Source organism: Paraburkholderia sp. EG286A (assembly GCF_040965375.1).
GTDB lineage: Bacteria > Pseudomonadota > Gammaproteobacteria > Burkholderiales > Burkholderiaceae > Paraburkholderia.
On the sequence record NZ_JBFRCB010000021.1, the window covers coordinates 1 to 22770 of the forward strand.

The following is a 22770-nucleotide window of genomic DNA, read 5'->3' on the forward strand; positions in this document are numbered from 1 at the left end:
CGACCGCAATCCCGCGCTCGGCCATCATCTGTTCGAGATGACGCAGGCTCAGCGCATAGGCCACGTACCACCGAACCCACAGCAACATCACGTCCAGCGGGTAATGCAAGCGTTTGAGTACTTTTCCTACACCCGGACCCAGCTTCTCGGTCATCGATCACGTCACGCATTAAGGCCCGTCAGCATAGCAGAACGACTTATTGCGACAGTTCCATCCGCGAGCCTATCTCGAATACGTCTTGACTCATATCGCCGATCACGAAATCAATCGCATCGAAGAGCTACTGCCCTGGAACGTGGCCCCCAGGCTGCGCGGCAAGGCCGGCCCTCCTGCCTCCATGCCCTGATTGCGGGTAGGCACAGACAGAACCATGCTCGCCGAGCATGCCTCACTTACGCGCACAACGTCGAGAGCGGCCCACGCGAGCCGCTTACCTCGATAAGGGACTTGAGAGCGAACAAGCAGCCGCACAAATACCGACACCATCCGACACGTACCTGAACGGCGGTCGCTTCGGTCGTGATCTCCAGTCCATCCTTCGGCGCTGAGAGAGAAGTGGTGGCGGGACGAAGGGCTATCTGCGCCGCCTGCTTCGCGGCGGCGCAGATGCCACGCTCTGTGTCCATTCGAAGTCGACCTTGCATGCGAGCCGATCAAACGGTGCTTGCAGGACACCATAAACCGTAACGCTAGGATCGCTCGTGACCATTTTGTACAGCCGGCGTAAAGTGGGATACCCGTTCGGTATTCCAAATATTTCTTCGACCGTGCCTGCTGCTGGAGCGGCGTCTATGACTAGGTGCGTTTTGACTACGTGGATTCCGTGCTTTTCCAATACGTCCACAACAAAGTGACCAGCGAACTCCTCGACTATCTGGTCACCCATATCAGTCGAAATGTATGTGGTGTCGTACACTAAGGGCGCGTCGTCTGAGCAGATCGTCTTCCGAACGCACAACATCGCGTGATCTGGGGGCGCAACGTAAGCCATTGTTGGGTCTAGTATCTTTTCTCGTGTTACCGACATGGGGCGAATGGTCGCCTCATTGAGAAAGGGCTGCTTAACATCGAGTTGTCGCAGCGATCTGAGCTGCCGCTTGACGTACGTACCTTTTCCAGGTATCGAGACGATGGCGCCTGCAGCCTGTAGGTCGCGCAACGCACGTTTGACGGTGATCGTGCTAACGGCAAACTCCTCGCTCAGCATCGCGGTCGAAGGGATCGGCGATTCCGGCGCGTATGTGCCCGCCGCAATTCGGCTGCGAATCTCCTCACGGACCGTTTCATGAAGAGAGAGCGAGGACTGCAGTTGGGATTTGTTCACTATATCTCCACTAGTCCGTTGAACCAGATGAATTGCACCGGATTCGCCGCGATGGATCGGAGTACTTCCATTTCAATGGGAGTGCTTGCTTATTGTATTGAAGTATGTACCGCATGAGCTTTTTGTCGAGATCCCTGGTGCTGGTGAATACGCCACGCGCAATGACGTCGCGCTGGATGCGGGCAAACCAGTTCTCGACCTGATTCAGCCATGACGAATGCGTGGGCGTGTAATGTATCGAGACCTTCGGATGGTCGGCCAGAAATATTTGAACAGCGTCGGTTTTATGGCTGCTCACGTTGTCACATATCACGTGAATCTCCTTTCCGCGTGGCTGCGCCGATACTACCTCGGTGAGGAACGCAACAAACTGGGCGCTGGTATGGCGCGGCGCGGTTTTGCCCAGCACTTCGCCGGTGGCGACATTCAATGCCGCGAACAGGCTCAGGGTGCCGTTGCGTTTGTATTCAAAGCCATGACTCTCGGCACGCCCGGGCGAGAGCGGCAACATCCGGTCCTTGCGATCCAGCGCCTGGATGGCTGTCTTCTCGTCCACGCAGAACACCGCCGCATGCAACGGCGGATTAAGGTACAGCCCGATCACATCGGCGGCCTTGGTCTCAAAGTCAGGATCGTTGGACACCATGTGCGTATCGAGACGATGTGGCCGAATGTCGTGCTTGCGCCAGATACGTTGCACGGTCATGAAGGCCATGCCCAGCTGTGCCGCCAGTTTGCGGCTGCTCCAGTGCGTCGAGCCGTCGGCCGGCTTGCGTCGCAGCGTGTAGTCGAGCACTCTCGCTTCAAGGCCCGCGAGGTCAGGTCGCGGCGCACGGCCTGGATGTCTGCCGTACAGGCCAGCAAGGCGTTCACTGGCGAAACGCGATTGCCACGTTGTGATGAAACGCGAATCGCATCGCAATTCGGCCATGATCGCCGCACGCGAGGCTCCTTCGTCGAGCAGCAGGATCAACCGCGCACGCCTCACCTCGCCAACGGCCATTGTGCGGCTGCGCTGCATCGACATCAGTTCTTCGCGCTCGGTTTCACTCAGATTCATTTTGCCCATGCACTATTAGATCAGTGCAATTTCATTGGTTCACTGGACTAGGACACTGAGCATCGGGCGTCAAAAGTCGCCTTTTTGGGTATCCCTAGGGTCTGTTTACATTCGATGAAATGTGTTTACATCTTGTCTTTTGCGCGAGCAGGCCAAGATGATTCGAACGTTGTTGAGCGATGAAGTATGGGCACGAATCGAATCCGTCTTGCCGGGCAAGGAGGGCGATCCAGGGCGAACGGCGACCGACAATCGCTGGTTTGTCGAAGCTGTCCTCTGGATCGGCCGGACCGGCTGCCCGTGGCGTGATTTGCCGAAGGCGCTCGGACGATGGCACACGGTCTACATGCGTTTCTCCAGGTGGCGTCGCAAGGGTGTGTGGGAACGCGTTATCCACGCCGCCGTGGCCGACGAAACCGAGATCAAGCATGTGTTGATCGATTCGACCATCGTGCGCGCACCAGCATTCGTCCGGAGCTCGAAAAAAAACGGACCGCAAGCGCTCGGACGCTCGCGAGGTGGACTGACCACCAAGTTGCACTTGGCCGTCGATGATGCCGGACGTCCCCTGCGGTTGATTGCCACCGAGGGACAAGTTTCCGATATTACGTGCGCGAATGAACTGGTTGAGCATTTGCGCGCCGGCGCGATCATCGCTGACAAGGGCTACGACTCGAACGCCTTCGTAGAGAGTATTCGCACCACGCGTGCGAAGGCCGTAATCCCGCCGCGTTCGAACCGAAAGATCAGGCGTCGCTATAGCCGCGTGCTGTATCGGACCCGGAACATCGTCGAACGCTTTTTCAGTCGTATCAAACATTTTCGTCGTGTCGCCACTCGATATGACAAGCTCGCAGGGAACTACTCGCCTTCGCTTCGCTTGCCTGTGCCTTTGGACCGCTCGTGAGAATGTGAACACAACCTAGTATTCCGTCCCAGAAATAACTTTGCATAGCCGAGCCACCTTCTGGAGGATTGAATCGGCGGTCGCGGTCCATACGAACGGCCGGCCGTGTTGGTTGTAGTGCTCGATATAGCGCTCGATGCCGGCAATGAGTTGGCGCGCGTTCCTGAACGACCCTCGACGGATCGCCTGTTGCGTAATCAGGCCAAACCAGCGTTCAACCTGATTCAGCCAGCTTGAGTAGGTCGGAGTGAAGTGCATGTGGTAGCGCATATGCTTGGCCAGCCACGCCCTGACCTTCGGATGCTTGTGTGTCGCGTAGTTGTCGACGATCAGATGTACATCGAGATCGGCAGGCACCGCCTGGTCCACAAGTTTGAGAAACGCCAGGAATTCCTGATGTCTGTGGCGCGGCTTACATTGCGCAATAACTTCACCCGTTGCCGTATTGAGCGCGGCGAACAGAGTGGTAGTGCCGTGCCGGACGTAATCATGCGTCACTCCCTCGAGATAGCCCAACCCCATCGGCAACATCGGCTGCGTACGTTCCAGCGCCTGGCACTGGCTCTTCTCGTCGACGCACAGCACCAGGGCATTGGTCGGCGGGCTCAGGTACAGCCCGACGATATTGCGCACCTTCTCCACGAAGTAGGGATCATTAGACAGCTTGAAGCTTTTTGACCGATGAGGCTGTACGCCGAACAACGACAGATATCGGGCCACCGAACTCTTCGAGATCCCTGTCTGCGCAGCAGCGGAGCGCACGCTCCAGTGCGTTGCCCCGTCCGGCTTCTCATGCAGTATCCTCGCAAGCAATTCCGCTACTGCTTCATCATCATGCGTGCGAGGCCGGCCTGGACGGGCTTCATCATGCAGACCGGCAAGTCCATGGGCAACAAAGCGCTTCTTCCAGTGCGTAATCGCGGGTGGTGTTACTTCGCACTGCGTCGCAATTTCCTGACTCGTATGACCGTCAGCGGCCATCAAGACAATCTTTGCCCGGCGCACGAGAGAGTGAGGCAGCGAACGCGAGCGGCTCATTGACAGCAATTGTTCTCGCTCCAGTTCCGACACGACAACCTCGATTCCTTTGCGTCCCATGATCGCCTCCAACTCATCGTGATTCGATCATAGACCAATCTGAATTTACGTAAAGTTATTTCTGGGACGGAATACTAGGGAAGGTCTGCACAACACGCTTTCAGAGCGCTGATCTTTTTTCGCGTTGAGCGTATCAGCCGTAAGCGCCTGCTGGCAGGTTGGTCGTCCGGCCTTTGAAGCATGATGATCTTCGTTTTCCGAGACTCACCGCCTGACCCGAGAGTTTCACACTTTGGTTAGAGCCCTGCGTGACATCCAGAGGTTGCCCAGCGCAAACAGTGTCGTGATCTGCGCGGTGTTCTTCACCAATCCCCGGTACCGCGTCTTCGTATAACCAAACTGCTGCTTGAGCACGCGAAACGGATGTTCAACCTTGGCGCGCACGCCAGCCTTCAGACGCTCAATCTGGTTGTATATCGCGTCCAGACGATTGTTCAGGTCCAGTTGTCGACGCTTACCTGGTCGCATCGCGACATGCCAGCGTACCGGGTTTGCCTGACAGCGCTTCTCAATACCCTGATATCCGGCGTCAGCGTACACATCCTAACCACCGCGAGCATCTGCGCGGTCAGACCGTGCGTTTCGAGAAGGTGACCGAACCGCAGAATCGTGCTCTCGTCCGGCAAACGCGTCATACCTTCGCCCAGCTCCGCAAACTCACGATACAGCGGCACGTCATAAAGCGCCTCTTCCATCGCTGGGTCTGACAGACCAAACCACTGCTGCATGAAGTGGATCTGCAGCATCGTCGCAACCGGAAACGGCGGCCTTCCAGTCTTACCCTTCGGATAGTGCGGTTCGATCAACGCAATCAACCTCAACCATGGCACCACGCGCCTCATCTCATCGAGAAATTCCCGCTTGCACGTGCGTTTCGTCGAAAGATCCAGACCAAGACCGAGCTGTGTCATCGACGAACTCCTTGAACTTGTCTATCTTCCAGGATAGGCGAACCAGTCTTCAATGCCAGGACTTTTGCAGACCTTCCCTAGTATACATGCTGCCCATCGTAGGTGCCGGGTCACGTTGGCGAAGGCATTGGGCGGATTAAAGTCCTTCACTTACATCTACGACTACGGCGACAACTGGGAGCATTGGATCAAGGTCGAGAAAGCACTCGTACGAGATCCCGACATGCGTCGGCCGCTTTGCCTGGACGGGCAAAATGTCTGTCCGCCGGAAGACGTTGGAGGAGTGCCGGAATATGCCGACTTCCTCGAAGCGATCGGCGATCAGGCGCGCGACGAACAGGATCACTTCCCTGAGTGGTGTGGCAGTAGCTTCGGCGCCGCCGCCTTCGAATCTCGTTCTTGCGAATCAATGGCTCTCAGAGACCAGGTTCTGAAAGTCAAGAGGGCCTCGGTCTGCTTGCAATTACGCAGATCTTTGCCGCGAAACCTGGTAGGCAGTATGACTTCCTGGGAGGCAGAGGCTGGCCCGCCGCAGCGGAATCAAACGCGGGTTAGCATCGCTGCCAGAGCCGCAAGATGCGGACATGCCGCACCCGGCGATTTCCGATAAGGCCGGCATGGAAGACGATAGCACGCTTTACGTACGTAGGTCTCGATGGACTCGATCAAGGCGGCCTACGCCATCGGAGCGAGCGAGGTTGAATTGCTCGGCAAGATCGGCGCTACGCAGGCTGACGTGGACCGCTTGTGCAAGCGACTGCAATCTAAAGGGCGATGCGTCAACGTCGTCTACGAGGCCGGCCCCTGCGGATATGGGCTGTACCGGCAGCTTGTAAAGAAAGGTTTCGAATGCATGGTGCGCGCGCCGTCGCTGATTCCCAGGAAGCCGGGTGAGCGTATCAAGACTGACCGGCGTGATGCCGTTAAGCTCGTTCGATCATTGCGTGCTGGTGACCTGTCGGCAGTGTACGTGCCCGGCGTCGAGGATGAAGCATTCAGGGATCTGGCGCGCGCATGGGTGATTGCCAAGGACGATTTGAAGCGCGCGCGGCAACGGGTGAAGGCCTTTCTACTTTCCCACGGCGTGCGCTATATCGGCTGTGCAAACTGGGGGCCAGCGCACCGGCGCTGGCTGAGCGCATATAGCTTCGCAAGTGCGTGGCAGCAGTTCGCATTCGAAGAACAGCGTCGCGCGATCGAGGACCGGCTCGCACAATGTGACCGGCTCGAGTCCGCGTTGCGTGAGGCGGTCGTCAACTGGCGCTTCTATCCGGTCGTCCTGGGCCTGCAGGCAATGCGCGGCATACAGTTCACAACCGCAGTGGGCATGCTCGCCGAGCTGGGTGACCTCTCGCGCTTCGCGCACCCCACACCAGTTGATGGCATGGCTGGGAGTGACGCCGTCCGAGCACTCATCGGGCAACAAGCGCCGTCAGGGCAGCATCACTAAATGCGGCAATAGCTATGCGAGAAAACTGCTGGTCGAAGCCGCATGGAGCTACCGGCACCACGCACGCGTGAGCCCCGAGATCCAGTGTCGTTGCCCAAGCCAATTGTAGATCGTGCCTGGGACGCGCAGGTACGCCTTTGCCGACGCTATCGCAAACTCGTTGCGCGCCGCAAGCAGAAAAATATCGCGGTAGTTGCAGTGGCCCGCGAACTCAACGGGTTCATATGGGACATCTGCCGGCTGTCGTTGTCGCTCGCCATACCTCGCGAGACACAGATGACATGACGTGGAGCAATACTGTATGCCTGCATCCAACGTAACCAGACCCGGAGGAGTTTCCTGAAGGCGACGTAGCCCGGCACACGAGTAACCCGCGACCAGGTTAGGCAACGGATCTTATCCGACTTGCGGCGGTAGGTAGCGGAAGGCTCATTGGCCGGACACCTTTAATGCGGCAGCTCCGCGGATATCAGCTTGATCCGCCGTCGAGATTTACTGCTACGTCGCCCTCAGGAAATTCAGACATCGGAAACACAAAACCGATCCAATCCAATTGACGCCGGAAGTCATATCAACCGGGAATACGTGATGTTTCACGCGTAAGCGAGATGGCCGGCAAGCGACGGGCGGATGATCGGTCATGGATGGATCTTGAAGTTCAGGGAAGCGAATTCCGGGACACACGGTTGCGCCGTGGCTTCGCAACACCGCTGGGAAAGCTGTGGGATGGCATGGTGTTGATGTCCACGCAGAATTCACCCACTGGAGAGGCGGACAAAATCTTGGACTACTTTGGAGGTAGTCCATGTATTCATACGAAGACCGGGTTCGGGCGGTCGAGCTGTACCTGAAACTCGGGAAGCGCATCAAGGCGACAATCTGCCAGTTGGGTTCCCTTGGCTATCTCAGCCCCATCGAGTACCGTGAAAGCCTCGGATTAACAACGTAAATCAGTCCGAGAAAATAGATCCGCATCCCCATGACAGTGCATTAGACATTCACCTGCGACCTATATTCAGGTGGTTGACTGTGACAGTGGAGTCGATCTCAGTTGACGGATAGTCGATATACCTAGTATCTTTGTCTGCGGCGTGCGCATAGCTGATCCACGGTTCGCTTTTGTCGGCTTATGCTTGTCAATCTCTACGTCGCTTGGCGCGCGACGTAGAGCGATGCAACTCTAGGGCCTCGGATAACGCACCATCTGCCCATCAAAAGCGTGGCTCGAATGTCCTTGCTTGTGGCCCCTTCAACAGTGAGGCGGTAATGAAAGCAGTTGTCTTGCTCCTGGTGTCGATGATCTCGGCATGTTGCTATGCAAATGATATTTCAACCATTCGATTCGGCGTGGATCCAACATATCCGCCGTTCGAGTCCAAGGACAGAAGCGGAACGCTGGTCGGGTTCGAGATTGACCTGGGAAACGAAATTTGCGCCCGCCTGCATGCGAAGTGCGTCTGGATTGAAAATGACTTTGACGGAATGATCCCTGGCCTAAAAGCGCGAAAATTCGATGCAATCATGTCGGGAATGACCATAACTGACCAACGCGCAGAACAGATTTCGTTCAGCGATAAGCTTTGGAATTCGTCACTTCGCCTTCTGGCAAAAAAAGGCTCCACCGTATTGCCAACGCCCGAAGCTCTGCGCGGAAAGTCGGTTGGTGTCCAGCAAGGTACGATTGCGGAAACTTATGCGAAGAGGCATTGGGCGCCGGAGGGCGCGACAGTGGTGCCGTATCAAAACCAGAACCTGGTGTACGAGGACTTGGCGGTGGGGCGCCTTGATGCTGTGCTGATTGGCGACATCCAAGCGCAACTCGGCTTCCTGGGAACGCCTCGTGGTGTCAGCCATGGATTTGTCGGCGACAAAATTGTCGACCCGTTCAGCTTGAAGGGGAACGCGATCGGTTTTCGCAAAGAAGACGGTCATCTCAAACAGAGGGTTAACCAGGCAATCTCAGACCTGAGAAGGGACGGAACGTATGAGCGAATTGAGAAGAAATACTTCGCCTTCGATGTTTATGGAGATTGATGCCGTCGGCGGCGATCGTGGACCTGCGACCGGTGTCATCTTCTGTTCGAAAGGGAGTCGAATCGCCGCACTCAGTGTGCATGAGCGGCATGGTGTCCTGCCAAGGGACGAGACCAGCTGTACCAGAACCGCCCGACGGGGCAATCCGCAAGACCTTGCAGATCGGCCCGACCCCGAAGGTGTCGCGATGCTGATCGATGAAGGCCGCTGCTCGCGCACCAGACGCACTGCGCGCTCTAGGACTTCTGGCAAAAACTTGCTTACCTTCTTTTTCATGGCTCCATTCTCTCAAGAGTTGGAGCCTCCACAAAATCCGGGGCGGTTCGCCGTGGTCCCCGTCTCGCAGTCACGCCACTATTTGGAGCTGGGGACCGTGTCCGGGCATCCCTACCGCCGCTCCATACAGAGCATTGTTGCTTCAGGCGCAGACGGGCCCGAAGGCGGCATTGCATGACCACCTAGCTTCGATATGGCACGGCCTGATGAAGTAACCCGAAGGTATGCGCACAACAGCCGTTTCCAGAGTCTATTTCGCATTCGAGGATATCCTGCATTCCATGCGGACCGCAATAGCTGACGCCAGTCCCGCGAAAGTTCGATTTTCGATACAGCTGCCTAGCTTTTACATTGCGCGTGTTAACTGCGAGCATGAGACGCTTGACGCTTGATCGATTCGCTGCAATCCATTTCTTGGCCAGAAGAAGTGCCGCCTCGCCATATCCATTACCTTGATACGATCGACCTATGCGAAGGCTATGTAAAGTGATAGCGTCTGGCGGCGCCCATTCTGGAAGTGCGGCTTTTTCCCGGAGGACAAAAAAGCCAACGATTTCGTCTCGGCTTACTATCGAAAAGGGGTGTTCCTGATCGGGATATGAGCTATTACGGAGTTCAGAAAATACTACGTACAATGGATCCACAAACTGCGCCTGCTCCAGCTCCAAATCCAAGTGCGTCACATAAGCATTATCACAAGGAGACAGGGCCATCAGCGCTGGGTTAAAATCTTCTTTCGAAAATTCCTCCGGCTCAGTTCGTTCTTCGGGACGAGATGCGGTTGAATGTAGCGTCATGGATCGCCGCGGAGACTCGAGCAAATTTGCAGATAAAGGATCGACGAGGCTAGAAAGGACCTCTTCAAGCGTCCGCCTCCCCCATGCATAGCACGACCAGCCCTTCATGTTCTCAGTAGGCACATATACGGTCGATGGCTCTTGACGCGCTGTATCAGGCCACCCAGGTAGCGACGACAACCAACCGTCGTCGTAGACTGTTTCGAGATAGCGGTGACCTTCGTCGGGAAAGATAGCGACAACCTTCTTGCCAGGGTGTTTACTTGACCACCAGTCTGCCACTCTATAAGCCGCACCACTAGTCGGCCCCATAAATAGCCCTTGATCCCGATGCAGTCGGTGAGTCGCGTCACACACTTCAACACACGTCAGCCAATGAATTTCGTCAAATTGACTATGGTCGAGATTTGAAGGGACTATTTCTCCGCCTAGATTACTCAGGCCTATCAATTCCCCCCCCGGTCTGCCAAACAGCACCGAATTGGGGGCATCAACACCGATCGCATGGAGTTCCGGTAGTGTTGCTCTGAGAGTTCGTGTCGTCCCGCACATGGACCCTCCCGACGCAACTGACCCCACCAAGCCGTCAATTTTCCCTACCCTTTCAATGAGCAATTTGGCGAATTTTCCGTAAGCGAGTGGATTGTCCTTGTTGGAATACTGCGATGGCCAAAAGCTGCCAGGTATCTCTTTCAGATATTTGGCCAGCCGGTTTAACCGCGCCTGCTGAAGTCCGCCATTGCGCGCGGGCTTGTCGACAATATCTAGGTGTACGCCGAGTTCGACGAAGCGCTTACGAAGATGTCGATCCAGCGCCCAATCGCTCACTAATACAAGTTTGTAGCCGTACTGCACAGCAAGCATGGCTAACGCGAGACCAAAAGTGCCTGAAGAGGACTCACAGATGGTGCCTCCCGGCCGAAGCAAGCCCTCCTCAACGGCTCGCTCGAGCATAAACCGCGCTGGGAGCAATTTCATGAGAGAAAAGCTCGCCCCATAGAGGTCGTCACTCAACTTAACGATCCGGGGATTTTCGAAGTCCTCAAGCTTGTGCATCAGGTTGCAGTCAAACATCTTTCACTCTCCGGCTGCCATTCAGTGGGTGATTACCGGGTGCTCAAAACCCAAGCTCCGTGAATCACGAATTGCTAGCTCCATATTCTTTCCCAACCACGTTCGAACGTTAATTGAACAACAGTTCCAGCGTGGGCGGCGCGTCTCGGACCACTCCATTGGAGCGGCCCTACGTATCTGAGGACACGAGGACTCTCTTAAAATAAGGGATAGTCTTGTGCCTATCAGTAAGCCTAGTCATTACGTGGAACCCATCGAAATTCTGACCGAGCCGGAGCGCCGTCGTCGGCGCACCCCGCAGGAAAAAATCGCCATCGTGCAGGAAACACTGGAGCCGGGAGCGTCCGTGTCGGGCGTGGCACGCCGACACGGCGTCAACGCCAACCAGGTTCGGCTGGCGCAAGCAATACCAGGAAGGCAGTCTGGCGGCGGTGAAGGCGGGTGAATCTGTTGTGCCCGCATCTGAGCTGGCCGCCGCCATCAAGGAAATCAAGGAACTGCAACGACTACTCGGGAAAAAGACGATGGAAGTCGAAATCTTGAAAGAAGCCGTGGAATGGGGGCGCTCAAAAAACCTGATTGCGCGCTCGCCCTTGCTGCCGGGGGACGACCATTGAAAACGGTCTGCGAAGTTCTCGGCGTGGCGCGCTCTGGTGTAGCAGCGAAACAGGCTCGCTCGCCCGATTGGCAAGATGGTTGTAGCGCCAAATCGACTGACGACACGGAATTGGTCGAGGAAATCCAGGCCCACGTAGCGCACCTCCCAACTTACGGCTACCGACGCATCTGGGCACTGCTGCGCCGTAGTCGAGAACAGGCCAGCGCGCCGTGCATCAATCACAAGCGCGTCTATAGGGTGATGTATGAGCACCAGTTGCTGCTGCGTCGTCCCGGCGTGCGGCGAGACAGTCGGCGGCACGACGGTCGCGTTGCCGTTGACCGTAGCAACACCCGCTAGTGCTCCGATGGCTTTGAGTTCCGGTGCGACGATGGCACGCCGCTGAGCGTTACGCTCGCGCTGGACTGCCGCGACCGGGAAGCGATTAGCTGGGCGGCGGCGACCGGCGGCCATAGCGGTGATGTGGTGCGCGACGTGTTGTTGGCCGCCGTCGAACAGCGCTTCGGCAGCACGCAGGCTACGCAGCCCATCGAATGGCTCTCGGACAACGGCTCGGCCTACATCGACCACCGCACACGCAGCTTCGCTCGTGAACTGGGACTTGAGCCGCTGACCACACCAGTCCGTTCGCCGCAGAGTAATGGCATGGCCGAATCGTTCGTGAAGACGATGAAACATAATTACGTCGCCTATATGGACAAGCCCGATGCACCAACGGCGCTCTCGCGTCTGGCTATCGCGTTTAAACACTACAATGAGCGCCACCCGCATAAAGCCCTGAAATACCGCTCGCCGCGCGAGTTCAGGCGCGCTGCGGTGCCTTCAACCTAACGGTGTCCGCGTGTCCTGAGTTACAGTGGCAACTCCATCCATATCGAACGCCAATCGTTCAGACGTAGATCAGGCTGGCTTCAGAAGCAACTTCTGTTTGATGTGAGCACTCACGGTAGCATCCCGATCAAGCCGTGGGGCGTTTTACCACCGCAGAACACGATGCCCCTCTTGAGAAAATCGCAGACGACTGCATAGCATTGACCGAACGGCTTGATCGTGGACTGAAGCTGCAGTCGGTTTTTCTCTCCTGGCGGGAACAGAAACGCTTCGCGATCTTTCAGGTAAATTTGGAATCTCGTCACCGGGACCCTGCCGTAGCATGCCGGTCGATAACGGTAGTCCGACTTCCGTCAGGCGATCGGCTCCGCTGTGATCTTGCGGACTTGCGACTCGTCGACTTGCACCATAATTTCCGGGGGGTGTTCGATCTGATCCATGGTTAGCCCTCGGGTCATACCCAACAATGAAGAGTTCATGTCTGGAGGCATTCGGCGCGGCGAGCGCACTCTTTTAGCTTGTTGACGTGTCAACCTTTTCCGTAAAAATCAATTTCTGTGATTGAGACATTGTCGCTCCAGTGAAATAGGACGTGAAACGAAGTTTTGAATTTGAAACACACAAGCGCGAATAGTTTTTACGGCGACAGCCTTCGATGCAAGACGCTCTCGAGCAGCTTCTGTGCCATGTGCGAGAAAGCCTTTGAAACCGTAATTGAGCCGCCCTTCGAGGTTCGTGATGTCGTCTTGTCGACAAAACGCTCGCAGTTTGTCACATATACTTCTTAGCGAAGTAACCGCGGCCGCGGCGGGCGGGTTCTGTCGCGGTAAGAATGAGAGGTTAGTAATGTCCCAATACGATACGGACTAGTTATCCAGCCAGTGAATAGAATTGCTGTGCGGGATTCTGATCGACACCACCATCGTCCATCTGCCCCTTGACGATCATGTGCATAACTTCGATGCCGCCCAACAGGATGCGGGCACAACGAAATTTCTTGAATCCAAGCATGGATCGGGTCCGGCGCTTGATCGCCCGATGATCCTGTTCGATGATGTTATTCAGGTACTTTTTCTGGCGGACCTTGATCGGCACATCCCGCGGGGCGTTGATCGCTTGCAAGGCAGCCAGATTCGATCCGCTCTTGTCGATCGTCACGGTCTCGGGTTCGCCATTCTGGTCGATTGCTTTTTCGAAATAGGCACCGGGCTGCAGCCTTGTCCCGTCGGGCTCGCAGCAGAAAATCAACTGTGTTGCCTGCCTTGTCGACAGCCCGGTAGAGATACCGCCACTCACCCCTGATTCGAATGTAGGTCTCGTCCATCCTCCAGCTCTTGCCGACCGTCCGTTTGCGCCGTCGAAACGCCTTCTCCAGGACCGGCAACAGTTTGAGTGCCCAACGATGAACGGTCGAATGATCGACCGCAATCCCGCGCTCGGCCATCATCTGTTCGAGATGACGCAGGCTCAGCGCATAGGCCACGTACCACCGAACCCACAGCAACATCACGTCCAGCGGGTAATGCAAGCGTTTGAGTACTTTTCCCACACCCGGACCCAGCTTCTCGGTCATCGATCACGTCACGCATTAAGGCCCGTCAGCATAGCAGAACGACTTATTGCGACAGTTCCCTTTCTGCTTTCGAGCGCAGTTTGTCGGGAAACGGCCATTGCCGACATCCGTCGGCGCGATTGGAAGAAATGCGTCACCCCATGCAGTGTTGACCAGGCTCCATTGGCAGAGTCTTACTCGCAGCCAGCGCCGGCAACTTTCGACCCTACGCCCCGTTACTATCTTCCCGCCTCGATAATCGAGGCCTTGGCCAGCCAGGCCCGGCATGATTCTCGCGCCCAGTCGCAGTCATGATCCGGGGGGGTGTCACCGGGTCTGGTGGGTGGCTGGTGATCGCTAATAGGGGCTCGGCCGGGATATTCCAAGGCCGTCCGTAACGTGGATGCCGAGACTTGCCACCGTTGTTGCAGGCCCACTCGTTCAATCTGCACAAACTTCGATGCAAGAATTCCAACAACATGACGCCGTCGATGTCTTCATCGGCGTCGACATCGGTAAAGGCACCTCTCGCCCGCTCCTAACCAGCATGCCGGGAGTCGGCGCCAGGACCGCCCCAGACTCCTCACCGAGGTCGCGCACAAAGCCTTCGCTTCGGCAGGTCACCTGGCGGCCTACGCTGGCCTCGCACCAGTTACCCGGCGCTCGGGCTCATCTATCCGTGGCGAGCATCCGTCCAGGCGCGGCAACAAGGTACTCAAACGCGCCTTGTTCCTCTCCGCCTTCGCGGCTTTACGAGACCCTGTTTCGCGAGCGTATTACGCACGCAAGGTCCAGCAGGGCAAGCGACATAACCAGGCGCTCATCGCACTGGCACGGCGACGCTGCGATGTCCTGTTCGCCATGCTGCGCGTCGGCACCTTTTACGAACCAAAGTCAGCCCCTAACGCTTGACGAATTACATAGGGGCACCCCCCGTGAACCTGCTCTCCGGATTGCCACCGCGCGAACCCGCCTCCATCCATTGATGGTTACCGTCCGAAATGGCAAGGCGCAAGCCATCGTAGTTCAGTGAGTTCCAGGGCGGCTGCGCGGAAGCGCCTTGCTGATCGATGCACATATCGTGGTATTTGGCCCAACTATTGCTTGTGCTCTTCCACCAACAGGAGTGGATTCAAGTGAAGAGTCAGCAGAAAAGCAGACGGCAGAAATTGACCTATCGGCAATTTACCAGCGCGGTCAAATAATCCTTCGCAATGTTGGTTACCTGAACGGGACACCTGATGCGGAATGCAATTGGATTTGTCGGGTTAGGTGATATACGCACGCCGCTGCGCAAAATCGTTATTTCGCCTGTGAATTTGACCGCAAACGGACGCGCGCATCTTGGTCACGCGGGTGGTCCCTTTTTGCGAATGGATATCCTCGCACGCGCCTTGCGACGTAGCGGACATGATGTTTGGTATGGACTCACTACGGACAGCTTCGAAAATCACGTCGTCGCAAAAGCGGTGCAGCTCGGAGAGAATCCGGCAACGATGGCAGCGCGATTTCATGTGCAGATCGGGACCGATTTGAAGGCCCTCGATATTCATCTCGACAGGTTTGATGATCCCGTTCAACGCACCAACATCGATACGTTTCTTGGTGTGCGGGAAGCACTCATGCGCAGACTGGTACAAAGCGGCCAAGTCCAACTGCGCGACGAACGACTGCCCGTTGACGATGCGTTGCCTTCCACTGCACCTATAGAGGACCGGTTTTCCATCGGCGCCTGGTTGGCGGCATGTTGTCCTGCCTGTTTGAAGCCGGCCGGCAGCTTCTTTTGTGAAGCTTGCGGCATGCACTTCGAACCTTGGGATGCGGTAAAGCCCGTTTCACGACGCGGAACAATCACTGAGTGGGTAGAAAGCAAGTCGTACTTCATGAACATGCGGAATCCGAGCCAACTGACCGCGCAATGGGGGAAAATGCACATCGAGGCACCGTTTGCGCGTATCGCGCAACGATACGTCGATCGGCGCGGGGGCACCATGCGATTGACGTTGCCCGGGCTCTATGGAATTCCATGGCAAGCCGACGCTTGCGTAAATCGTCAGATTCTCTTTAGCTATTCGGCAAGCTGCTATACGCACCATCTCTACTGCGGTAAGCGGTATGCACAAGAGCGCGGTGTGGCGAATCCCTTCTCGTATGAGAGTGACACATTCCTGATCGGCTCGACGGGGATCGACAATACAGTTCCGGTGCTCGTCGGGGTAACGGGTTGTGCGCTTGTGCAGCAAAATTTTCGTCCTTTCGACAGGGTGAACTTCAACTACTTCCTCAAGCTGGACGGCAGCAAGTTCTCGACTAGCCGCGGCCACGTAATCTGGGCTGGTGATATCGGGAACATTAGCGGCATCAACACGGATGCGCTGCGCGTGTACCTCTCCGAAATATGTCCCGAGGAAGAGGAAACAGATTTTCGTATTGGCACCATGCTTAGCCGTCACAATCATCTCGTCTCGACGGTCGGGACGCTCGTCGCAAACGCCTGCGCGACGATAGTCGAGCACCCGGCATTTCGCGGCGAACCGGCATTCGATTCGTCGCTGTTCGCGAGGCTAGTCGAGCTCTATGGTGAGCAAAGCGCGGCGCTGTCACCCGACAAGCTGCGGGTTTCGCTGGCGTCAAAGCAGCTTATGGCATGGCTGAATCTCGCCAATGAAGCGCGCACGCCAGCCACGGCATATACGTGGCTCAAAGGCCTCGCCTTCCTAGCTGCCCCGCTGATGCCGCGCACCGCCGACGCCATCTGGGTATGGCTAGGCCACGCCGATACTCCATCGGCATCCGCTTTTACGGAAACCCGGCAGATACCGGATGCAAAGGCGCCCAATCTCCACAAGTCGCGACTGTTGCGTGAGCATGATCTTACCAACTGCCTTCCCGCGAGTATGGCCTCATGAGTGCACCCGCCGAACTGCCTTCCACGCTCAAAGCTACCGCGTTCATACCGTTCCTGCTTGCGAGCGCCGCGCTTGCGGCGGCTTATGGGGCAAGTTTTCTGCTGGCCGACTATCTGCGCGCAAGCGGGCTCGACGTTGCAATGGCGGGCGCCGTCATTTCGACTGGCATCTTCACCGTGATCATCAGTTCGCTGTTCGCCGGCTGGATAGCGCAACGGATCGGACTGATGTCGACGATCGTCGCAGCCGCCGGAGCGATGTCCGCGGCGATGCTCGCATTTGGGCTGACACGCGTCGATTTGAGGATTGCCTTCGCCGGTGGACTGTTGCTGGGTCTAGGTTGGTCGGCGTTCTATATCTTGGCACCGCTCCAAATCATCCACCACTTGAAGCCTTCAGCGCGGATCAAACATTTGACGCTGCTGTCAGGCGCCCAAATGGCAGGACTCGGACTCTCGTCACCGACTGGACATCTCCTCGCGCACCGATTCGGTTCATTTTCTGTGGTTTATATCGGTTTGGCTTGTGTCTGCCTTTCTGCTGCCGTCGCACTCGCGTTAGTCCGGAAGCTTATGCAAGGCACGCCGCACTTATCGATGGCACCGGTTGGCATCACACTTACGCAAGCCGCATCGGTCTTGTGGTCGACCACCCGCCTGCCCATTGCGATGATCGGACTTGCCGCCTGCGCTTTTGCCGGACTCTCGACTTACCAGACGGCTTACGCAGAATCTCGACACCTACCCGCGGATCTTTTCTTCCTGACGTTCACCTTGACGACCGTCGTATGCCGGTTCACGCTTGCGCTAGCAATCAGCAGGCTGCCTGTTCGCAAGCTCGCATTCGCGCTGTTCATCGCCATACTCTCCGCGCTAGCGCTCTTCATTTGCAATAGCGGCAGCTCAATTGTCTATGTAATCAGCACCTGCGTTTTCGCAATAGGCTATGGGCTGACCTATTCGACCTTGAACTGCATGGCGGTCAATCTTGCCGACGACGCGGAATTGTCCGTGCCGGTCACCTCCCAAGTCTTCACGATTGCGTACTTTGCCGGCGTGTTTGGCTTTCCCTACATCGCTGGAATGCTGGTCGCTCATGGCGGGATCGATCTCATGCTGACGGTAACGCTTGCCATTGTCTCCTTAAACGTCTTGTTGCTAGCCTGAACCCAATCGCGAAGCCCGCGGCGCTCGGTGACGGCGCTCTATTGATGTCAGAGCCGGTTTGACTGCTGCTGGCATGAACATTCCAAGGTAAATTTTCGTTGCGAGGTCGCCAATTGAGCAGAGAGCCTGTCGTCGCCGTCGGTGCAGGTCCAGCGAACCTGAGTCTCGCTGCGCTTGCGTATAACCAGCGTGAGCTTGCCGTGACTGTATTTGAGCGAGCACTTGTTCCGGCGTGGCATCCCGGATTGATGGTCGACGGGGCAGTGATGCAGACGAGTTTCCTGAAAGACCTTGTCTCGCTCGTCGACCCAACCAACCCATACTCGTTTCTTGCCTACCTTAAGGACCATCGGCGCCTCTATCGAGCCATCGTGTGCGGGTTGGACCGTATCACCCGGCAGGAGTTTCAGGATTATCTGAAATGGGCTGCCATGCGGTTGCCCAATATCCGCTTCGGCACGGCCATCAATGAAATCGACCTAGATCGCGATTCATTTTGCGTGGGTGCCGAGCAAGAAGCGGTGCGCACGAAGACGGTCGTCATCGGTGTGGGCCGGGAACCGTTCGTGCCTGACTTCGCACGCCTAATTCGCGGAAAGAACATTTTTCATAGCAGCACATTTCTGAGTGAAAAGCGGAATTTCGCAGGTTCAAGCGTCGCGGTGGTGGGCGGCGGCCAAAGCGGCGCCGAAGTCGTCAGTGCGCTACTGCGCGGGCTACATGGAGAACCGGCAACGATTACGTGGGTGTCGCGTCGGCCAAATCTATTTGCCCTCGAAGACAGTCCATTCGTCAATGAATGGTTCTTTCCCCAATACAGCATGTGGTTCCAACGGCGTTCCCGCGAGGCGCGTGAACGATTTCTGACGGTCCAGGAACTGGCGGGCGATGGCGTCACCACCTCGACGCTTCGGGAAATCTATCAGCTCTTGTACGAGCGTGAAGTGGCGCATAAGGCAAGGCCGGGCACCTGCGAGATACGGATCGATTCGTCGGTCGAGGCAATAAGTCTCGACGGGCCTGGTTATCTGTTGACAGTGCGTGACCGCGTGAACGGCGATGTGATGCACGCATATGCGGATGTCGTCATTCTCTGCACAGGGTACAGATCCTCGCTGCCGAGGTTACTCGAGCCTTTACGAAGCCGGCTGTCGTTTGTGCAAACCATACTAGGAGACACGGAGCTTGAGATCCGCGATGATTTTTCCGTGGTCCTGGATGGACCGCCCGACTGTCGACTTTATCTGCAAAACGGCGCGCGTTCGCAGTATGGGGTCGCCGATCCCTACCTCAGTCTGCTTTCATGGCGCAGTGCGCGAATCTTGAACGCCATTCTCCATATCGAGCGCTTCGATTGCGGTGTAATGAGCGGTGCTATCACGTGGTCAGGCGAAACCTTGGGGCGCCGCGGAAGCCATGGCAAGAAATGACGGAGAAAATTTCATGACACGAACGCACGGCTTCACCACGCTAGATCTCGCCGGAATATCTCATGCGTCATTGCCGCCGGAGCTGCAGCGGGCGCCGAACGTCGTCAATGCATTTGCTGATGACCGGTTCAGTGGCAATCCTGCTGGTGTTGTAATCTTGCGTGAATTTCCTCCGTCCGAGCAATTGCAAGCGGCCGCTCACTATGCGAAGCTGCCGACCACTGCCTTTGTGCTGCCATCATCGGACCACGACGAACTCGCGAGCTTCGACATACGATGGTTTACGCCTAGTGCCGAGCTTGAGCTCTGTGGTCACGCGACGCTCGCGGCGGCGCATTGGCTATTTACTCGAGGGGAAGTGCCGGGCCCCGCGCTGACGTTCAGGTCGAGGAGCGGCGCTCTGACTATCACGCGCGCTAGCGAGGCCATCACCATGAGCTTCCCTCGCATTCTCAGCGTCGCTGCTGACAGGGCGACGGCGCGCGCCGTGTCGGACGCGCTGGGTGTGCCGCTGGTCGAATGCCGGCGCGCTTATGATGATCTGATTGCCGTCGTCGCGGATGAGTCTATCGTCACACGCTTTGTGCCTGATATCGCTGCAATTCGCGGCCTTGAATGTCGTGGCGTCGTGCTGACCGCACGTACCGAACCAAACGGTTCGCTCGCTGAATATGACATCGTGTCGCGGTTTTTTGCGCCAGCGATTTCCATCGACGAGGATCAGGTGTGTGTGTCCGCGCATTGCAAGCTTCAGCCGTACTGGTCCGATCGCTTGGGTCGCACGAGTCTGCGTGCGTTGCAAGCCTCAGCTAGCGGTGGCCGGCTAGGGCTGGATGCAAGGGGCGATCGCGTCTTAATCGAAGGTAGCGCGCGCTTTGCAGACATTGACGGTATTCGGCAGGGAACGGTTGCGTGCGGCCCAGTTACCACCTGTGCTATAGGTGTGACCATGTGTGAGTTCGAGGGCTTGGCGAGTGAACAGCCCAAGGCGCCATTCCGGCTTGCGTCATTTCGCGTCGCTCCTGGTTGCGCCACCGTTGCAGAAGCGCATGATGTCCCGGAACTTTGGTATCTCTCCAGGGGGCATGGTCGTGCGGTAGTCGACGGCCGGAGCATTGAGTTGAAGACAGGCGACGCGGTTCAATTCGGCCCTCGAGTTCGCCACCAGTTGCACAACGTTGGAAATGCGGCTATAGAGGCCGTTTCGATTTGGTGGGAGGTGCCCCGATCATGACCATGTGCTTCGATCTTGTCGTTGTCGGCGGAGGCATCTCTGGCCTCTATACCGCGCTGGAAGCGAAACGTCGTGCACCAGGCGCCAGCGTCGCACCCAGTTGCCCACAGTATTGCCGCGCTACGCCGACCGAATGCTTGCCTTTCTTCGGGAAGCCCGTGTCGTCAATAATCCAGTAATAGCCAGCCTCTTCAGCAGCGTGTAGACCTAACGCCGGCATCACCCATTCGCGTACCCGCTGCAGAACCGCACGGTCAGACCAGTCTGCCTTGGCCACAAAATGGTGGAGTGACTGGTGCTTCGCACTCGCGTGAAGTGGGTCAATGTGCGCGGCCATCGGCTCGACGCTCTTGCGCGACAGGGGCAACACCAGACCCGAGCAGTAACCCTTGAGGCCGGCATGACGATCGGCGTGTCCTAAAGCCTGTCCCAGATGATCCAGATACGCGTCAAATTCATCGACATCTTCTCTCATCGCGATCGCCCGAAGTCTGTATTATTCAATACTACCAGGTATCGCTTCGCTGCAAATGAATTTTGTGACACAGTAAGATTAGATCAGTGCAATTTCATTGGTTCACTGGACTAGTATCGTGGCGGATGACTCTTCCTGGCCGCACTGCGTCTCACGACCGGGCACGCCGCTCGACCCCGGCCCACGTCTCATGCAACAGGCATAACCGACCCGTTACGGACCTTCCACCTGCTCCCAAGCGGTCGTTCAACATGCGCAGCCAACCGCGCTGGTAGGATGACGTTCGTGCCCAACACGCCTATCGCAGTTGAGCGCCGCACATCCAAGATCGAACCCGAGAAACCATGAGCCTTCATACATACATCTTGTTCGTCGGAGCTAGTTTCATTTTGTGCCTAGTCCCGGGTCCCGATATGCTGTTTTTGCTTGGGCGAACAATTGCTCAGGGACGTGCGGCAGGGCTATGCGCTGCCTTTGGAATCAATCTCGGCGCTTACGTACACTTGCTCGCCGCGATTACTGGTCTCTCGGCGCTTGTCCTAGCATCAGCGACGGCGTTCACTGCGGTGAAGTGGATAGGCGCGGCATACCTGCTATATCTCGGCCTCGGAGCATTGCGCTCCAAAGGCGGCTTTGCTTTCCCCGCTGGTGACGCGAAGGTGAAGGCCTTGCGGCTCATTTTTTGGCAAGGCTTTCTCAGTGATGTTTTGAACCCGAAAGTCGCGCTGTTTTACGTCGCATTGCTTCCCCAGTTCATCAGCGCGCACGACCCAAGTCCGGTGAAAGATCTCGTCGCGTTAGGCGTGACTGGCAACATGGTTGGAATTGGAACGAGTATCACGTACGTGTTTCTCGCAGCGCGAATGACAGATGCGCTTCGCCGGAACCAGACTATTTCTTCCTGGTTGACCAAAACGATGGGCGCTCTGTTTGTTGGACTAGGCCTGAAGTTGGCGACAGAAAAGGTCTGACGCGGCTTTCTCTAGGGGTGGCGTCAACGATCACCGGTACCCACAGGCCCAGTGCGGCAGAGTAGACGTTCGCGACCAGCGGTCGCGAAGGCGACCTCGCGATCGTCAACGCTTGAGGGTTGATGTCGAACGACCGTTCGTGGCCGTCAAGCGTCTTTGGCTCCAATTGGCGTCAGTCATCTGTCGGCGCCGTCTCCACGGACAGCGGGAAAAAGGTGGACAGCCTGATCGGTACTGCCATCCTGTCTGGCGGGCCACACGTATATGTATCGAAAAAATGCGGCCGATCCCACGGCAGAATTATTTTGCAGTACGAGATATATGCTCCTTCGTGATTACCCTCCACTGGATCGGAGACACTGGCGACGTGGGTCAGCGGCCCGGTTCATCCCCGCTGCGCGCAATCAAGACGTCGCAGCCAGAGGACTTCGGCGGCGACAGCAGTGCGCCATCGGCGCGGCTACCCATCTGCCTGAAGACCGGGTTTGGCGCGGTCGACCTGTGTGGCGGGCGAAATGGCGCAAGACCGTTGATATGACTCCGCTTGTCAATAGGGATCGGTTTTCGGCTTTTTGGGTCTCATGTCATCTGAATTTCCTGAAGGCGACGTAGCAGTAAATCTCGACGGTGGATCATGCTGATATCCGCGGG

13 protein-coding genes, 7 pseudogenes and 1 other annotated feature are annotated in these 22770 nt (G+C 56.8%); of the genes and pseudogenes, 12 read left to right on the plus strand and 8 right to left on the minus strand.

Annotated features, from left to right (window positions below):
- Positions 1-154: pseudogene (locus AB4Y35_RS41665) on the minus strand (IS6 family transposase); the annotation flags it as partial.
- A 61-nt stretch (positions 155-215) separates the two neighbouring features.
- Here AB4Y35_RS41665 and AB4Y35_RS41670 point away from each other — a divergent pair.
- A pseudogene (locus AB4Y35_RS41670) lies at positions 216-347 on the plus strand (transposase domain-containing protein); the annotation flags it as partial.
- A 228-nt stretch (positions 348-575) separates the two neighbouring features.
- Here the strand turns inward: AB4Y35_RS41670 and AB4Y35_RS41675 are convergent.
- Both AB4Y35_RS41675 and AB4Y35_RS41680 read right to left on the minus strand, forming a co-directional pair.
- Positions 576-1325: a GntR family transcriptional regulator gene (locus AB4Y35_RS41675; protein WP_368692960.1), complete on the minus strand. Its 750-nt coding sequence runs from the start codon at positions 1323-1325 to the stop codon at positions 576-578.
- 10 nt (positions 1326-1335) lie between these two features.
- Positions 1336-2394, minus strand: coding sequence for an IS630 family transposase (locus tag AB4Y35_RS41680; protein WP_368692961.1), 1059 nt, complete (start codon positions 2392-2394; stop codon positions 1336-1338).
- A gap of 148 nt (positions 2395-2542) precedes the next feature.
- Between AB4Y35_RS41680 and AB4Y35_RS41685 the strand changes: the two genes are divergently transcribed.
- Positions 2543-3300 (plus strand): IS5 family transposase gene (locus AB4Y35_RS41685; RefSeq protein WP_368692962.1). Its coding sequence is split into 2 segments (ribosomal slippage): positions 2543-3251 and positions 3251-3300, totalling 759 coding nucleotides; the frame shifts between segments, so codons are not numbered across the junction.
- Positions 3301-3307: 7 nt separating this feature from the next.
- Here the strand turns inward: AB4Y35_RS41685 and AB4Y35_RS41690 are convergent.
- Both AB4Y35_RS41690 and AB4Y35_RS41695 read right to left on the minus strand, forming a co-directional pair.
- On the minus strand, positions 3308-4390 hold the full coding sequence (locus AB4Y35_RS41690) for an IS630 family transposase (RefSeq protein ID WP_368692963.1): 1083 nt from the start codon (positions 4388-4390) through the stop codon (positions 3308-3310).
- Between the two features lie 225 nt (positions 4391-4615).
- Positions 4616-5301, minus strand: a pseudogene (locus tag AB4Y35_RS41695) (transposase).
- 115 nt (positions 5302-5416) lie between these two features.
- Between AB4Y35_RS41695 and AB4Y35_RS41700 the strand changes: the two are divergent.
- From AB4Y35_RS41700 to AB4Y35_RS41710, 3 genes and pseudogenes are all read left to right on the plus strand, one after another.
- On the plus strand, positions 5417-5911 hold the full coding sequence (locus tag AB4Y35_RS41700) for a plasmid pRiA4b ORF-3 family protein (protein ID WP_368692884.1): 495 nt from the start codon (positions 5417-5419) through the stop codon (positions 5909-5911).
- Positions 5912-5918: 7 nt separating this feature from the next.
- Positions 5919-7036, plus strand: a pseudogene (locus AB4Y35_RS41705) (IS110 family transposase).
- A 981-nt stretch (positions 7037-8017) separates the two neighbouring features.
- Positions 8018-8785 carry an ABC transporter substrate-binding protein gene (locus AB4Y35_RS41710; RefSeq protein ID WP_368692883.1) on the plus strand — a complete coding sequence of 256 codons (768 nt, stop codon included), beginning with the start codon at positions 8018-8020 and terminating at the stop codon, positions 8783-8785.
- Between the two features lie 136 nt (positions 8786-8921).
- Positions 8922-9046 (minus strand) — a sequence feature (AL1L pseudoknot).
- A 197-nt stretch (positions 9047-9243) separates the two neighbouring features.
- Here the strand turns inward: AB4Y35_RS41710 and AB4Y35_RS41715 are convergent.
- Positions 9244-10932 (minus strand): pyridoxal-phosphate dependent enzyme, encoded by a 1689-nt coding sequence (locus tag AB4Y35_RS41715; RefSeq protein ID WP_368692882.1) that lies wholly within the window; start codon positions 10930-10932, stop codon positions 9244-9246.
- A 253-nt stretch (positions 10933-11185) separates the two neighbouring features.
- On the opposite strand from AB4Y35_RS41715, the pseudogene AB4Y35_RS41720 reads away from it, so the two are divergent.
- Positions 11186-12382: pseudogene (locus tag AB4Y35_RS41720) on the plus strand (IS3 family transposase).
- 870 nt (positions 12383-13252) lie between these two features.
- Here the strand turns inward: AB4Y35_RS41720 and AB4Y35_RS41725 are convergent.
- Positions 13253-13955, minus strand: a protein-coding gene (locus AB4Y35_RS41725) for an IS6 family transposase (protein WP_368692881.1) whose coding sequence is annotated in 2 segments (ribosomal slippage) — positions 13253-13582 and positions 13584-13955 — 702 coding nt in all. Because the reading frame shifts where the segments join, the coding sequence is not laid out codon by codon here.
- A 511-nt stretch (positions 13956-14466) separates the two neighbouring features.
- Here AB4Y35_RS41725 and AB4Y35_RS41730 point away from each other — a divergent pair.
- The 5 genes and pseudogenes from AB4Y35_RS41730 to AB4Y35_RS41750 form a co-directional block, all read left to right on the plus strand.
- Positions 14467-14846 (plus strand): annotated as a pseudogene (locus AB4Y35_RS41730) (transposase); the annotation flags it as partial.
- Positions 14847-15175: 329 nt separating this feature from the next.
- A complete protein-coding gene (locus tag AB4Y35_RS41735; RefSeq protein WP_368708782.1) occupies positions 15176-16843 on the plus strand; it encodes a class I tRNA ligase family protein in 1668 nt (555 codons plus the stop codon).
- Positions 16840-18009, plus strand: coding sequence for an MFS transporter (locus AB4Y35_RS41740; RefSeq protein ID WP_368692879.1), 1170 nt, complete (start codon positions 16840-16842; stop codon positions 18007-18009). Before AB4Y35_RS41735 ends, AB4Y35_RS41740 begins: the two co-directional genes overlap by 4 nt.
- 113 nt (positions 18010-18122) lie before the next feature.
- Complete coding sequence (locus tag AB4Y35_RS41745; protein WP_368692878.1) at positions 18123-19439, plus strand: lysine N(6)-hydroxylase/L-ornithine N(5)-oxygenase family protein; 1317 nt, start codon at positions 18123-18125, stop codon at positions 19437-19439.
- 13 nt (positions 19440-19452) lie between these two features.
- Positions 19453-20673, plus strand: coding sequence for a PhzF family phenazine biosynthesis isomerase (locus AB4Y35_RS41750; protein ID WP_368708783.1), 1221 nt, complete (start codon positions 19453-19455; stop codon positions 20671-20673).
- A gap of 94 nt (positions 20674-20767) precedes the next feature.
- On the opposite strand, the pseudogene AB4Y35_RS41755 reads toward AB4Y35_RS41750, so the two are convergent.
- Positions 20768-21148: pseudogene (locus AB4Y35_RS41755) on the minus strand (transposase); the annotation flags it as partial.
- 344 nt (positions 21149-21492) lie between these two features.
- On the opposite strand from AB4Y35_RS41755, the gene AB4Y35_RS41760 reads away from it, so the two are divergent.
- Complete coding sequence (locus AB4Y35_RS41760; protein WP_368708784.1) at positions 21493-22119, plus strand: LysE family translocator; 627 nt, start codon at positions 21493-21495, stop codon at positions 22117-22119.
- Positions 22120-22770 lie beyond the last annotated feature (651 nt).

Coding starts and splice junctions, on each gene's coding strand:
- AB4Y35_RS41680 (WP_368692961.1), bottom strand. CDS start 2,394: ATGGGCAAAATGAATCTGAGTGAAACCGAGCGCGAAGAACTGATGTCG.
- AB4Y35_RS41690 (WP_368692963.1), bottom strand. CDS start 4,390: ATGGGACGCAAAGGAATCGAGGTTGTCGTGTCGGAACTGGAGCGAGAA.
- AB4Y35_RS41710 (WP_368692883.1), top strand. CDS start 8,018: ATGAAAGCAGTTGTCTTGCTCCTGGTGTCGATGATCTCGGCATGTTGC.
- AB4Y35_RS41715 (WP_368692882.1), bottom strand. CDS start 10,932: ATGTTTGACTGCAACCTGATGCACAAGCTTGAGGACTTCGAAAATCCC.
- AB4Y35_RS41735 (WP_368708782.1), top strand. CDS start 15,176: ATGCGGAATGCAATTGGATTTGTCGGGTTAGGTGATATACGCACGCCG.
- AB4Y35_RS41740 (WP_368692879.1), top strand. CDS start 16,840: ATGAGTGCACCCGCCGAACTGCCTTCCACGCTCAAAGCTACCGCGTTC.
- AB4Y35_RS41750 (WP_368708783.1), top strand. CDS start 19,453: ATGACACGAACGCACGGCTTCACCACGCTAGATCTCGCCGGAATATCT.
- AB4Y35_RS41760 (WP_368708784.1), top strand. CDS start 21,493: ATGAGCCTTCATACATACATCTTGTTCGTCGGAGCTAGTTTCATTTTG.